At 45.2% G+C, this 13877-nt stretch carries 15 protein-coding genes; 9 read left to right on the top strand and 6 right to left on the bottom strand.

The window, feature by feature from the left end; genetic code table 11:
- Nucleotides 1-32: 32 nt before the first annotated feature.
- Both R7Q09_RS19255 and argA read right to left on the bottom strand, forming a co-directional pair.
- Nucleotides 33-221 carry a hypothetical protein gene (locus R7Q09_RS19255; RefSeq protein ID WP_005380230.1) on the bottom strand — a complete coding sequence of 63 codons (189 nt, stop codon included), beginning with the start codon at nucleotides 219-221 and terminating at the stop codon, nucleotides 33-35.
- A gap of 415 nt (nucleotides 222-636) precedes the next feature.
- On the bottom strand, nucleotides 637-1974 hold the full coding sequence (gene argA, locus R7Q09_RS19250) for an amino-acid N-acetyltransferase (RefSeq protein ID WP_012841478.1): 1338 nt from the start codon (nucleotides 1972-1974) through the stop codon (nucleotides 637-639).
- Between the two features lie 162 nt (nucleotides 1975-2136).
- Between argA and R7Q09_RS19245 the strand changes: the two genes are divergently transcribed.
- The 5 genes from R7Q09_RS19245 (at nucleotide 2137) to R7Q09_RS19225 (ending at nucleotide 6556) form a co-directional block, all read left to right on the top strand.
- Entirely contained in the window at nucleotides 2137-2592 is a 456-nt protein-coding gene (locus R7Q09_RS19245; RefSeq protein WP_213869640.1) for a DUF2850 domain-containing protein, read from the top strand.
- Nucleotides 2593-2865: 273 nt separating this feature from the next.
- Nucleotides 2866-3969, top strand: a complete 1104-nt coding sequence (mltA, locus tag R7Q09_RS19240; RefSeq protein WP_005391723.1) for a murein transglycosylase A — start codon at nucleotides 2866-2868, stop codon at nucleotides 3967-3969.
- Between the two features lie 99 nt (nucleotides 3970-4068).
- Entirely contained in the window at nucleotides 4069-4878 is an 810-nt protein-coding gene (tcdA, locus tag R7Q09_RS19235; RefSeq protein ID WP_005380241.1) for a tRNA cyclic N6-threonylcarbamoyladenosine(37) synthase TcdA, read from the top strand.
- Nucleotides 4879-4897: 19 nt separating this feature from the next.
- A complete protein-coding gene (gene csdE, locus R7Q09_RS19230) occupies nucleotides 4898-5326 on the top strand; it encodes a cysteine desulfurase sulfur acceptor subunit CsdE (RefSeq protein ID WP_017636016.1) in 429 nt (142 codons plus the stop codon).
- A gap of 309 nt (nucleotides 5327-5635) precedes the next feature.
- Entirely contained in the window at nucleotides 5636-6556 is a 921-nt protein-coding gene (locus R7Q09_RS19225; RefSeq protein ID WP_053304085.1) for a GGDEF domain-containing protein, read from the top strand.
- Between the two features lie 33 nt (nucleotides 6557-6589).
- Here the strand turns inward: R7Q09_RS19225 and csdA are convergent, their stop codons facing one another.
- The 4 genes from csdA to R7Q09_RS19205 all read right to left on the bottom strand — a co-directional run bounded on the left by csdA (nucleotide 6590) and on the right by R7Q09_RS19205 (nucleotide 10193).
- A complete protein-coding gene (gene csdA / locus R7Q09_RS19220) occupies nucleotides 6590-7801 on the bottom strand; it encodes a cysteine desulfurase CsdA (RefSeq protein WP_062730471.1) in 1212 nt (403 codons plus the stop codon).
- Nucleotides 7801-8400 carry a DJ-1 family glyoxalase III gene (locus tag R7Q09_RS19215; RefSeq protein ID WP_006742560.1) on the bottom strand — a complete coding sequence of 200 codons (600 nt, stop codon included), beginning with the start codon at nucleotides 8398-8400 and terminating at the stop codon, nucleotides 7801-7803. Before R7Q09_RS19215 ends, csdA begins: the two co-directional genes overlap by 1 nt.
- Nucleotides 8397-9287, bottom strand: coding sequence for a 2-dehydropantoate 2-reductase (panE, locus tag R7Q09_RS19210; RefSeq protein WP_053349833.1), 891 nt, complete (start codon nucleotides 9285-9287; stop codon nucleotides 8397-8399). The genes R7Q09_RS19215 and panE overlap by 4 nt, the downstream gene beginning before the upstream one ends.
- 108 nt (nucleotides 9288-9395) lie before the next feature.
- Complete coding sequence (locus R7Q09_RS19205; RefSeq protein WP_005380251.1) at nucleotides 9396-10193, bottom strand: outer membrane protein OmpK; 798 nt, start codon at nucleotides 10191-10193, stop codon at nucleotides 9396-9398.
- Nucleotides 10194-10516: 323 nt separating this feature from the next.
- Between R7Q09_RS19205 and R7Q09_RS19200 the strand changes: the two genes are divergently transcribed.
- The 4 genes from R7Q09_RS19200 to R7Q09_RS19185 are packed head-to-tail and all read left to right on the top strand — an operon-like array spanning nucleotide 10517 to nucleotide 13753.
- Nucleotides 10517-11113 carry an LON peptidase substrate-binding domain-containing protein gene (locus R7Q09_RS19200; RefSeq protein ID WP_017636020.1) on the top strand — a complete coding sequence of 199 codons (597 nt, stop codon included), beginning with the start codon at nucleotides 10517-10519 and terminating at the stop codon, nucleotides 11111-11113.
- Entirely contained in the window at nucleotides 11110-12468 is a 1359-nt protein-coding gene (locus R7Q09_RS19195) for a DUF4397 domain-containing protein (protein ID WP_262647450.1), read from the top strand. The genes R7Q09_RS19200 and R7Q09_RS19195 overlap by 4 nt, the downstream gene beginning before the upstream one ends.
- 44 nt (nucleotides 12469-12512) lie before the next feature.
- The gene (locus tag R7Q09_RS19190; protein WP_017636022.1) at nucleotides 12513-13097 is read left to right on the top strand and encodes an RNA polymerase sigma factor; all 585 of its coding nucleotides are present in this window, start codon (nucleotides 12513-12515) and stop codon (nucleotides 13095-13097) included.
- A complete protein-coding gene (locus R7Q09_RS19185) occupies nucleotides 13094-13753 on the top strand; it encodes a ChrR family anti-sigma-E factor (protein ID WP_005380256.1) in 660 nt (219 codons plus the stop codon). The genes R7Q09_RS19190 and R7Q09_RS19185 overlap by 4 nt, the downstream gene beginning before the upstream one ends.
- Nucleotides 13754-13877: the final 124 nt, after the last annotated feature.

The raw sequence follows: 13877 nt of genomic DNA, 5'->3' as shown, positions 1-13877 counted from the left end.
CAAGAAGACCGAGCTTATGGCTCGGTCTTCTTTTATGCATGTTTTGCAAACGCATTGGTAAAAGACACGCTGCGTATTTTGTATTGCTGTTGATAAGCAAGAATAAAATCTCGGATAGCGTCATTTACGGGGAAAACACAGTGGACGTCTAGGCCTTCTAAAAACTGATTGTCAGCCATATCCCAGAAGCTTTGAAGCGAATTACAAATGATTGTTCTCATAACAGTGCTCGTCTCGGCTTATTTAAAGTCAGATTAACAACTGTCCTTGGTGTGCAATACGGAGCTAACTAGTTTTTCAATTGCCCAGTATTTTAGGGTGAAGGCTACATTACATCACCTAGATCCATTCGTATTGGTTAAAAACCAATCACTAGCGAGCAGAGTATAGCCAACCAAATGTATATTTAAAAGATAAAATTGGAACAAAAATCAAGCAATGGTTTGCGCATTTCTAAGTTGGGTTTACATGATGACCCGCTAGTCCGGAGTAGGGTTTATGTGTGGCCTTACTCCTAAACAAAATCGTTCCTAAACAAGCTCGATGTGCAGGGTTGAGCGTTAATGAACTGAATCCCGCACCTTGAGGTTTTGGTATAGCGGAACGTTAAGTTTCGCTCCCTGATTTAAGGTTAAGCTATAAATCTAACGCTAAGATTTTTGACTTACGCTGGAAGTTATATAACCCTTGTTTGGCTCCAGGCAAATAGTCGACACTGACTTCGTAAAAACCTTGCTCTCTAAACCAATGCAAACTATGTGTCGTGAGGACAAAAATCTGATCAATGGTTTCGGATTTAGAACGATGTTTCATGTAGTTGAGCAGTAACAAACCTCGGTTTCCATCACGATAGTCAGGGTGAATCGCTACGCAAGCCATCTCAGCTTTGCGCTCTTCTGGGTATGGATAAAGGGCAGCACAGCCAATAATCAAGCCGTCTTTTTCGATGATGGTAAATTTTCCAATCTCTTGCTCTAGCTGCTCTCGAGAGCGCCTAACGAGTACACCTTGTTCTTCTAAAGGGCGAATGAGGTCTAAGATACCGCCAATATCGTCAATATTAGCTTGCCTCACTTGTTCAGCACTCGCCATAACAACTTGGGTACCGATACCGTCGAAAGAGAACAACTCCTGAATTAAGGCGCCATCTACTTTATAACTGATCAAGTGGCTACGAGGTACTCCGGCACGGCAAGCGGCAATAGAGCCTTTAAGAAAGCGCAGTGTCCCAGTGTTGTAATCTAGGTCAGGAGACGTATTTTCAGAGAGTGTTTTGATGACATGCTCCGCTTCAATTGGCAGTAACTCGGCGACAGCATTGCCGTTGTCATCAATGACACCTTGTTCGGAGCAAAAACCAATCAGCTTATCCGCACCCAGCTTTATCGCTAGTTGGGTGGCGACTTCTTCCGATAATAAATTGAAGCACTCGCCAGTCACAGAGCTCGCAATGGGGCCAAGTAGCACAATAGAGCCTTGGTCGAGCGTGCGATTAATCGCGTCGGTGTCAATGCGGCGAATACGTCCACTATGGCAATAGTCCACACCATCATCAACGCCGAGTGGTTGGGCAATGATGTAGTTTCCGCTAACGACATTGAGCTGGGTACCTGCCATCGGAGTATTGTTGAGGCTCATTGATAGGCGCGCAGTAATCGCAAGCTGAAGTTGTCCGGCAGCTTGCATAACAACAGATAAAGCCGATTCATCCGTAATGCGGATATTTTTGTGGTAAGGCGTAGTGAGGTCTTGTTTTTCTAGCAGCTGATTAATTTGAGGACGTGCACCATACACCACCACGACTTTGATTCCGAGGCTGTGCATGAGGGCGATATCATTAATAATGTTGCCAAAATTTTTGTGTGCGACGGCTTCTCCGCCCAGCATGATCACCATGGTTTTTCCGCGGTGAGCATTGACATAAGGTGTTGATTGACGGAATCCTTTTACGAGAGCAGTACTACGAATTTTCACTACAGCCATTCCTTTGTTTAATTATGTTAAAATAATGCCTTTTTATTCATTTGGTGGCAAGATGAAATTTTGGAATAAAGCACAAACATATTGAGGTAGGTTCTTGGTCCCGTTAAAAGGGAAGGTTACAATGGGTGCGTCTTTCCTCAATACGTGAACCTCATGTCTTCTGCTGTTAATAAGAATGCTGCGATCACTGCTTCAAATCTGTCAAAAACGTCATCTAAATCAATGCTTCGTAAGTGGCTAGAGCGTTCTCTCATGCTTATAGCGATAGTTGGAACCGTTGTCGTGTGCATGCTGTATAGTGATTTGATTACTCGAACCATTAATCCGCCCATTCCCAAATCGATAATTTATGGTCGCTGGGTTGAGCAAGATGTTGCGCCTTATGCTCGTGAAGAATTTGTGTTGAGTGAGCGCGGTGTTACCGTAAATGGTTCTACAGTGGCGACCAGTTTTGAATTCGATGGGGATTCGTTTTCGTATCGAGTGGGTTCAAATGAGCGGCACTTCAATTTTGTGGGTAAGCAGCATGCAGAAATGAAGCTGGATGCTAATGCACATTATCTACCTGTATTCCGTTTAGAGGGGCGTGCAAGGATTGAGGTAAGATAGTCGTTTTTATTATTGTCTCTTAAGCTGACAGCTTTTTCGTCTGTGAGTCACATGGATGATCACAATTTCATCTCTCAATCAGTAAATCTTACTTTCAAACATAATCCGGACAATTCCGTAATTCTTCCGCTGCTATCATGTTGTATTAACTGAATGAATTCACAACGAGTAAACGGATTGGCTTAGCGTTGAAACATTTTGTCGTTGCTTTTCAATTGCACCGTATGCATTTGTTTGCCATCCTTTTGCTATTCTCTTTTACGGAAAAGACACGTGTTAAAAAAACTCCTTCCTATTATCTCTTTGAGCCTACTCTTTGGCTGTGCTCAACAAAATGATCGTGCTCAGCAATATCTTGATGGTGAGTTTCCTCAGATCCTCAATCAAGTGGATGTGGTTGAGTCTAACAAACCACGCGATTTTACTGAATTTAACAAGCAAGCTGAGCAAGTGGTGATAAAGTCACCATCCATGGCGAAGATATACCAACCGCTATATCAACGATTGAGTGAGTGGGCGCAACAGAGCGGAGACACCAGTGCGTTGAGTGCGTTTGGCATTCAAGCCGCGCAATTGGGTGGTGGTGATAAAAAAGGTAATGTGCTGTTTACCGGATACTTTTCTCCCGTGATGGAGCTGCGTCATACACCAAACGACATTTTTAAGTACCCAGTTTATGGCAAGCCAAACTGCTCATCAGATTGTCCGACTCGCGCGGAGATCTACAACGGGGCATTAGATGGCCAAGGTTTGGTGCTAGGTTACGCGCCTAATCGTATCGACCCATTTATGATGGAAGTGCAGGGCAGTGGCTATGTGCATTTTGAAGATGATGATACGTTGGAGTACTTTGCGTACGCGGGTAAAAACAACAAAGCTTACGTCAGCATTGGCCGCATTTTGATTGAACGTGGTGAAGTGCCGCGTGAAAAAATGTCTCTCAAAGCGATTAAAGAGTGGGTAATGGACAACGACGACGCAACAGTACGCGAGTTGTTGGAGCAAAACCCTTCTTACGTCTTCTTTGCGCCAAAAGCGGAAGCGCCAGTAACGGGGTCGGCTGGTATTCCTTTGTTGCCAATGGCCGCGGTCGCGGGTGACCGTTCTATCTTACCAATGGGCACACCAATCTTGGCGGAAGTACCATTGCTGAATGCGGATGGTACGTGGAGCGGTGCTCATCAACTGCGAATGCTGATCGTTTTAGACACTGGTGGTGCGGTAAAACAGAACCATTTGGATCTGTATCATGGCATTGGTGCGAGAGCAGGAACGGAAGCAGGGCACTACAAGCATTTTGGTCGAGTTTGGAAACTTGGGCTGGAAAACTCACCAACTCAAGCGCCTTGGGCTTTGCCGCCAGAAAAGCTACAATAGCGACCCAAGAAAGAGGAACACTCTCTTATCTAGACATTTCATCAAAGAGTGCGTATAAATCGCACTCTTTGTTTTTCTATCGATCATCTGGACTTCAATATGCGTGAACTCGATACCCCAGCATCTGACAGCTACAATCAACGCTTTGGCGGCACTCGTCGTCTTTATGGCAACAGTGAAGTAGACATTCTTCGCGCTGCACACGTTTGTGTGATTGGTATTGGTGGCGTAGGTTCATGGGCGGTGGAAGCGCTGGCTCGTACGGGGATCGGTGAGTTGACTCTGATTGATATGGACGATGTTTGTGTCACGAATATTAACCGCCAAATTCATGCGATGACGGGCACCGTTGGCCAAAGCAAAATTGAAGTGATGGCCGAGCGTGTCAAATTGATCAACCCAGAGTGTAAAGTCAATCTGATTGATGATTTCATCACGCCAGACAATCAACATGAGTACTTAAGCAAAGAGTTTGATTACGTGCTAGATGCGATTGACAGCGTAAAAGCGAAGGCGTCTTTGTTGGCGTATTGCCGCAGCAACAAGATCAAAGTGATCACTACGGGGGGCGCTGGTGGTCAGGTTGACCCAACGCAGATCATGGTCGCTGATTTAACGAAAACGATCCAAGATCCTCTAGCGAAGAAAATCAAAGACACCTTGCGTCGTCATCATAACTTCCCTAAGAATCCGGCTCGTAAGTTTGGTATTGATTGCGTGTTTTCAACCGAGCAGCTGAAGTACCCTCAAGCAGACGGTTCAGTGTGTGGTGTGAAGTCGACAGCGGAAGGCCCAAAACGTATGGATTGTGCTAGCGGTTTTGGTGCGGCGACTGTTGTAACTGCAACGTTTGGCTTTGTCGCGGTATCGCGAATCGTTGAGAAGTTGATTTCAAAATATAAGAAGTAAACTAGAAGAAGAGCGCATCATGACAGATTTTCCCGTTTCTCCATTTGGTACAGATATCACCAGCGAAGACATTGTAGCGACTATGCAGCAATTTCAAGGCTGGGAAGATCGCTACCGTCAGGTTATTCAGTGGGGTAAAAAGCTGCCACAAATGCCAGAAGAGCTGAAATCAGAACAAGTTACCGTTTCGGGTTGTGAAAGCTTGGTGTGGTTAGTGAGCCAAGAGCAAGATGGCGTTTGGCATTTTTGTGCGGACTCCGATGCGCGTATCGTCCGTGGATTGATTGCCTTGGTGATGGCGGCTTATGACGGAAAAACGGCCGATCAAATTCAAGCATTTGATATTGATGCTTATTTTGATCAACTGGGGCTTGTCTCCCATTTAAGCCCGTCACGTGGTAATGGCTTGAAAGCTATTGTAGAGCAGATTAAGCAAACCGCCGTGTAACGAGTCATTTTCCCAATTCTTAAAAACGCCGAATAACCTAGCTGTTTGGCGCTTTTTTGTATCTGAGTTAAGATATTTTTTGCATATGGATAAAAAGTATGCAAATGGTCGACTATTTTAGCGTTAATTAACCATTCTATTGATCCTGGTTCATTATATTGCCCACTTGGTTTTTATAAACTCAATTGTATTTAAAATTTGTCTATATTAGATAGTAGACATATGCCTCATTCGCTCCTGTTCCCCAATGCTGACACGCATTTGGAGGCGATTGGGATATTTAGGTACAAACGCTAGGAACCTCCCTATATGCAATTCACCTTGGAACATGCGCAAGACGTATTATCCGGAATGCCAGACCCCACTTTTATTCTGAGTGAAGATGGTATCTATATTGATGTTTTTGGAGGAACAGATAAAAAAGCCTATCACGATGGAAGTAATTTGATAGGTGAGACGCTGCACAGCGTACTCGAGAAAGATAAAGCTGACTGGTTTATCGAGCAGATCAATCGATCACTGAAACAAGACAGTATTGTGACGGTCGAGTACAAGATGTGCGCCGACAGCATTCAGGGAATAGATGCTAACAGTGGGCCAAGAGGCGACCTATACTACGAAGGCAAGATCTGCCCACTCGCTATAAAATACCGAGGTCGTCGCGTTGTCCTTATTCTTACACGCAACATCTCCAATCGCCACCGAGTTGAAACCCTTCTTCGCCATCAAAGCCAAATTGATGCTCTTACCAACATCTACAACCGACGTGTCTTTTTCGAAAAGCTCACAGAAGAAGTTATTAAATCCCAAGCTCCGGATTATCACTCCGCGTTGTTATTATTTGATTTGGATTTTTTTAAAGTCATCAATGATAAACGTGGTCATGATGCGGGGGATTATGTCTTAGAGACGTTAGCTGATTTGGTTTCTCACTTACTCGTCAAAGACGAAATTTTTGCAAGAGTCGGAGGGGAGGAGTTTGCGATTATTTTGCCAGAAACTTCTCTGTCGGCGGCGAAAGAGGTAGGAGAGGAAGTACGTTCCCACATTCAAAATTGTCAGTTCGAATTTGAAAAGATTGAAATTCCGGTCACGGTGAGTGTAGGCGTGGTGGAAATAGGCAGAAATGAAACCACCAAACGTTTGTATGCGCATGCAGATAAAGCGCTTTATGCTGCGAAAAGAAATGGCAGAAATTGCGTGGCGACTCTGGATAGGCAGATGGAGTAACCTTGTTGGTTACTCCAAATCAAACCGTTGGCGTTATAGCATGTCGACGGCTTTTTCTACGGCGGCGATGAGTCTTTCCACATCGTTCGTCGTGTTATAAATACCAAAAGAGACGCGTACCGTGCCTTTCACATTTAGCGCATCCATCAATGGGTGAGCGCAGTGGTGTCCTGCTCGTACCGCAATGCCTTGTTGATCGAGCAGCGTCGCAATATCTTGGTGATGAACGCCGTCCATGACGAACGTCAGTACAGAGGCATTCGGTTGATAGCCTAGAATATGAATGTCATCCAAAGCGCTTAGTGCTTGGTAGGCCTTATCCTGAAGCGCATGGAGATGAGTCTCTACTTCGTGATGGTCAAAACCTTGGTACCACTCAATGGCTTTCGCTAGAGCAATCGCGCCCGCAACGTTTGGTGTGCCCGCTTCAAATTTTCCAGGAAGTGCAGAAAACGTCGTTTTTTCGAAAGAAACGCGTTCAACCATTTTACCGCCGCCGTGCCATGGTGGCATGGCTTCCAAAAGTTCAAGCTTGCCGTATAAAACCCCAATGCCTGCTGGTGCATAAAGTTTGTGACCTGAGAAAACGTAGAAATCGATATCTGATGTCGATAAATCAAGTTGCTCATGTACGATGCCTTGCGCGCCATCAACTACAACAACCGCGCCAACGTTGTGCGCCAGTTCAGTGATTTTTTCGATAGGTTGGCGTGTGCCTGTTACGTTGGTTATTTGTGTGCAAGCAACAAGTTTACAGCGGTCAGACAGAAGCGCCTCAAATGCACTGATGTCGAACTGGCAATCTGATGTCATCGGAACTTTAATGACTTTAGCACCCGTTTGCTCTGCCACGATTTGCCAGGGCACGATGTTGGCGTGGTGCTCCATCTCGCTAATCAAGATCTCATCACCTGGTTGTAACGTGCTACGGGCGTAGGTTTGAGCAATTAAGTTCAGTGCTTCGGTTGCGCCCCGTGTCCAAATGATCTCTTTAGAGCTGTTTGCACCAATAAAGCTTGCCACTCGTTCTCGTGCCGCTTCAAATTGGCTGGTGGCATTAGCCGTTAAACTATGGCTGCCACGGTGAACATTGGCATTTTGCGCACTGTAGTAATGACTGATGACATTAATCACACATTGCGGTTTTTGCGTTGTCGCTGCGCTATCTAGATACACTAAGGGCGTATCGTTGACGGATTGGTTTAGAGCAGGAAATTGCTCGCGTACAGCATTTACGTCAAACATTATTCTTCACCAAGCTTGTGGTAGTGCAGAGTAGGCAGAGGGATCATTGGTTCAGCAACTGACCATGCGTGTTTTTTACCTGAGAGTTGAATGATTACTTCCATCGCGAACTCTAAAGCTGTACCCGGACCTTGACTGGTGATCAGGTTGTGGTTGATATCAAAGGTCACGCGTTTGCTGCGCCACTTCTCTTCCGGGATATGTGACTGAAAGCTCGGGTGACAGGTCATCAGTGATTGTGGGAAAAGATCATGGTGTTGCAATACCAACGCCGGTGCTGCGCAGATAGCAGCGACCAATTTTCCCTCGTAGATGTGCTGCTTAAGGATTTCTATCATCACCGTGCTATCACGAAAAATTTCTGCACCACCAACACCACCAGAAAGCGCTATGGCGTCAAACTCATCATCAGCGATATCGACTAGCTTACAATCGGCAGTTAGTGTGACTCCGCGAGAAGCTTTCATCGTCAATGAGCCATCAAAAGCAGCACTCGCTACTGTAACGTCATAACCCGCGCGAACCATCATGTCGATAACGGTGACGGCTTCCATTTCTTCGGTGCCCGGAGCGATTGGCACTAAGATTTTCTTACTCATTGTTCTGTCCAGCTTTGTTCTATTTGTTTGATGCGTTGGTAAAGTTTTAAATTCTCAGGCGTATTGATGCGATGTTTCTCGGCAGCCTTTAACAAGTGTCCGGTTATAAAATCAATTTCCGTTCGACGCTGATGGAATACGTCTTGTCTCATTGAAGAATAGTTCTCAGCTGTGGCGTTCACCACTTGCATTACCGTATCGAAAAGAGAGCGAAACTCGATGGCAATACCTTCTTTACTCATTACTTCAACCAGTTCTTGAGTGATGCTTTCGAGTTGTATCTTAAACTCGGGCTGCGCAAGCTCACCATTCTTACACTGGTGAATCGCAGTCAGTGGGTTAATCGCGCAGTTGATCGCTAACTTAGTCCATAACGCAGATTGGATGTGTGGATTCCAAATGGCCTCTGGAAGGGCATGATGCATAACATCTTGCAGAAAAGCGCACTGCATTCCTTTGTCATTATAACCACCCACTTGCGTTGTTCCGTGACCGGTATGCAGTACGTGTTGGTTATCTGGTTTGTATGCGCCGTGCGTCGTTGTGGCGAGCACGATAGGATTGTTTGGCAGAGCCTTCTCCACGCCAGAGGCGGTACCCATACCATTGTGCATCAGCATGATAATCGTGTCTGCGTTGATATGAGGCAGTAAAGGCTGAATGGCGTCTTCCATTTGCCAAGCTTTTACCGTGATCAAAATGAGATCTGCTTTATTTACGGAGGAAATATCTTGATTACTGAATACGATTGCGGGTGTGTCATCCAACTGAAGTGATTGTTGGCTTTCAGAACTTCTTCCCCACAATGAAACATTGTGCCCGGCAAGCTTAAATTTTGTTGCCCAGAGTGAGCCCACCGCACCTGGACCGAGGATAAGGATATTCACCAAACGCTCTCATTAAAAAGGTTTGCTGCAAGGATAATGAGGGAAAAAAGGAAAGCAAATAAAAATGGCGCAGAAAGGCGCCATTTTTGAGCAAACTTAGTGGTTCAATTAGAACTTGTAAGTTACAGCAAGGTAGTGGCCAAAGCCAGTTGACTTGAACCCATCAGTATCTTTGATACCGTACACGTCTTTGTAACCTTTTAGACCGTAACCCACTGCGAAGCGGTCTGAGTGCCAGTAGATACCGTTGAACATTGCACCACCGTTTGACGCGGTTGAACCAAACTTGTTACCAGCAGCATCATCCATACCGAATTGGTAATCGATGTAGCCTTGGTAAGAAATGAATGAACCGTTCTCGAAGAAGTAGAATGGTTTGAACCAGTTAGTCGAGATTTGGAAACCGTTCCAATCCTTTTTGTTGCCGTCGTAAGTGCCGTATAGGTTAACACCAACTTTACCAAACCAAGGAACCATTACGTCAGAACCTAGACCGATTTTTTGAGAGTTAACACCAGAGTTACCACCCCACTCGATTAGAGTTGCAACGTATAGCTCTTGAACTGGACCGAAAGATAGGTCTTTACCAGTTACCGCATCTAGAGACATACGTGGAGCGAATTTCATAAAGATCTTCTCTGCGCCAGCTTTGTCGCTACCTGGATCAGAAGTTAGGTTGAATACATCAACGTAGCCGTAAAGGTCGAAGATACCAGAGCGGCCGCCGAATTCCATTTCTAGGTAGTCGTGTGAAGACTCACCTGGAAGTTCGTCAAATGCACCCATTAGGTTAAATTGCATCCACTTGTAATCGTTTTTGTGAATATCGCCGTCAGAGTAATCTGCCGCCATAACTGGAGCTGAAGTAGCCGCTAGAAGGCTAAGAGCTAAAAGTGATTTACGCATAAGGGGACTCTCTATGTTTGTAATGATTCAGAACACGCAATCTGTGCTGCGCTTTCCAATTGGCGGGAATAATAGCGATAAAAATCCCAAATGAAAGTGATAAAGGGTGCAAAATGAAACGTTTTTAGTGAGTTGCATCACGAAATTATCTTTATTTACGGAACTTTTTGTTTGTTGCATTTGATTGCAATAAATGTGTGATTTGGATCGTTTGCGTAAGCGATTTTATGACTTTTTAAGCCAGTCGATTAACCAACATAAATCGTTAGTGATCGGAGTGATAAGGGATTCGTATGTATCCGTGAATCAAAGAGGACGTTTGAATGAAAGAAGTCATGTTATTCCCACTCACTTCAGTTGTACTCCCTGAAGGTAAAATGAATCTGCGCATTTTTGAGCCACGATATAAGCGAATGGTAAAGGAATGCAGCCTACAAAATGTGGGCTTTGGAGTTTGCCTAGTAGGAAGTGAAGGTGACCCTAAAGACGTGGGTAACGTTTCATCTATCGGAACTTTGGTCAGGATCGTTGATTTTGAAACACTCAGTGATGGCCTTCTTGGTATTACAGTTGCTGGTGAGCAACGCTTTGTTGTCAAACGCGTCCGTGCAGATGCGGATGGCTTACGTCATGCAGAGGTTGAATGGTTAGACAATTGGCAACATCTAGACAACTCACCAGATTTCTTCTTTTTAAGCCAGCAGTTATCCCATGTTTATGAAGAGTTTCCTCAACTTGGAAGCCTCTACCAGCATCGTTTTTACGATGACTCTGCTTGGGTTACTCAGCGTTGGCTTGAGTTACTACCCCTAGACTGCAATCTGTTCGAACAGCTAGTCGGCGCAGAGGACTGTATTCCGGCGTTGCAATTTCTGACAGAAGCCATAGAAGCCCCGACTAACAAAGAGGCAAGGATATGAAAGGATTTAATAAAGCTGCGCTAACTATTGTTGCGACATTAGGACTGGCGGCGTGTGGCTCCGACAGTGACACTATCGAGTATTCCAATTTACAAGCAGTGCACGCTTCTTCTGATGCGCCGCTTGCAAATGTGTGGATCAACGATAAACCATCATTAACGAATGTTGATTATGGTGTGGGATCTGGCTACGTTAAATTGCGAGAGGGGATGAATTCGATTCAGGTCGATGTTCAGCTCCCAGGTAATGAAACCGCGACCGTAATACCTAAAACAGAACTAGATCTTGATTCCGACCTCAATTATAACGTGTTCGTTGTTGGCGATGCCGATGGTTCGCCAAACCCAGTTGAGCCTTTAGTTGTGACTCGCAGCGCCGATTCAATGGCTGATGCCAATAGTCTAGATGTTCAAGTTGTTCATGCAGCTTCAGGCGTTCCTGCTGTTGATCTTTATGTCACTGAGCCAGGTGTTGCTCTTGCTAGCGCGACTCCAATAACTAACCTTGCTTACAAAGCTTCTACCGACGTATTGAACATCCCAGCTGGTGAGTATCAAGTTCGACTTGCCGTAGGAGACAGCGTTGCTTTTGACTCCGGTACAGTACCTCTTGCGGCTAATTCCAACTTGACGATTGCCGCTATCGGCACAGGAGACTCGAATAGCACGTCACCTGTCAAACTCTTGGTGTTGGACGGTTCGGGCTCTTCTATAATTGAAGATATGGGCAGCCAAGCTGAAGTAAGAGTCGGACACCTTGTCGATGGAGCGCCAGTCGTCGATGTTAACGTTAACGGGGCGGCCTTCGCTCCTCTTGCCGACTTAGCGTTCAAAGAGATTCGTGGTTATTTGGATCTTGCTGCTGGCGCTTACGATATTGACGTTTACGTGGATGGCACAACAACCAATCCGATCATAGATGTTGACGGGTTAATGGTTGCAGGTGGAATGGATTACAGTGTTTACGCAGTCGGTGTTGTTAGCCCAGCGATTGATATCGAACCTCTGGTTGTTGAAGACATGAGACGTGCAGTGGCAACTAGCGCGACGCTGAATGTGACACACGCGGCGGCTAATCCTATAGCGGAAATGGTGGATATTTACCTCACTACGAGTGCAGGAATAGATGGAAGTGATCCAACCATCGCTAATTTTGCGTATAAAAATAGCGTACAAGGATTATATGTCGCTGAAGGTACATATTATGTAACGGTAACAGTGGCTGGTAACCCAAGTATTGTTGCGGTTGACTCAGCACCAGTCAATGTAATGAACGGTGTTGTGTACCAAGTCGTTGCCATTGATGATGGGAACAACGGTGGTTTCAACTTGTTGGTCGATGACGTGACCGATTAGGACGAATGGGAGGAGGAGACTCCTCCCACAAATTAAGGCTGATTATGATGAGTGATAGCCCGAAAAAACTGGGGCGCAGTGATTGGAACGATTACATGGATAAAGTGAAGGATCGAGACAAAGATGCGTTCGCTTTTGTATTCCGTTTTTACGCACCCAAGCTGAAGCAATTCGCTTACAAACATGTTGGTAATGAGCAAGTTGCTATGGAGATGGTGCAAGAGACCATGGCGACAGTTTGGCAGAAAGCGCACCTCTACGATGGTGAAAAGAGCGCGTTATCGACTTGGATATATACCATAATCCGAAACCTTTGTTTTGATTTGCTGAGAAAACAGAAAGGTAAGGAATTACACATTCATTCTGATGACATTTGGCCGTCAGAGTATTATCCACCTGATCTTGTTGATCACTATTCACCAGAGCAAGATATGTTGAAAGAACAGGTGGTTAAGTTTTTAGATATATTACCGAAAAACCAGAGAGATGTTTTACAAGCGGTATATCTTGAAGAGCTACCTCATCAACAGGTCGCGGAATTATTTGATATACCCCTCGGTACTGTAAAATCCAGGCTGAGGCTTGCAGTAGAAAAGCTAAGGCATTCAATGCATACGGAGCAACTATGAACAAACACCCAGATAACAGCTTGTTAGAAGCATACGCTTCGGGAAGCATTGATGCAGTTTCTGGTCTTGTGGTCGCAACCCATTTAGAAACATGCACCAAGTGCCGAGCTTATGTGAACCAAGTCGAAGCAAGTCAAGCGAACATCGTAAGTGACATACCTTCTGAGTATGTTTCTGAATTTGACGACATGTTTAATGACATCATCAATGCGGAGCCAGCGACTGATAATATCGTGATCCGCGACTCTGCTGCTGTTAATGTGGCAGGAAAAAGTTTCGCTCTTCCTAAAACTCTAGCGCGTTTCTCTGACCTCGTAGGGTCATGGAGAAGTTACGGAGGCAAGGTTTTCAGTGCTCAGATTGACCTAGGGGAAGACGCTCGTGTCAGCTTAATGTACATCGGGGAAGATGTGCAAATTCCTCAACATACGCACAAAGGCCTGGAGTCTACATTGATCCTGCATGGCGGATTTAGTGACGAGGATGGCCAATATGAAGAGGGCGATTTGATGATTAGAGACGCATCAGTGAAGCACAGCCCTTACACTAAGGCCGGAGAAGACTGCTTGTGTTTAACCGTATTGACTGAGCCGATGATCTTTACTCAAGGCGTGGCACGTATATTTAATATGTTTGGTAAAGGGTTATACCCATAGACCTCTTATCTTATATCTCGAAAAACAAAAACCACCGAATTCGGTGGTTTTTTATTTTCAGCCCTAAACCACCTACTTCAGTAGGTGGTTATCATCCGTTTCGGCTTTGCCTGTAAAACTACTC

The sequence above is a fragment of the Vibrio sp. 2130-1 genome (genome assembly GCF_033339515.1).
The sequence above is the reverse complement of the archived record's forward strand: the minus strand, read 5'-3'. Positions and strand labels throughout refer to the sequence as shown.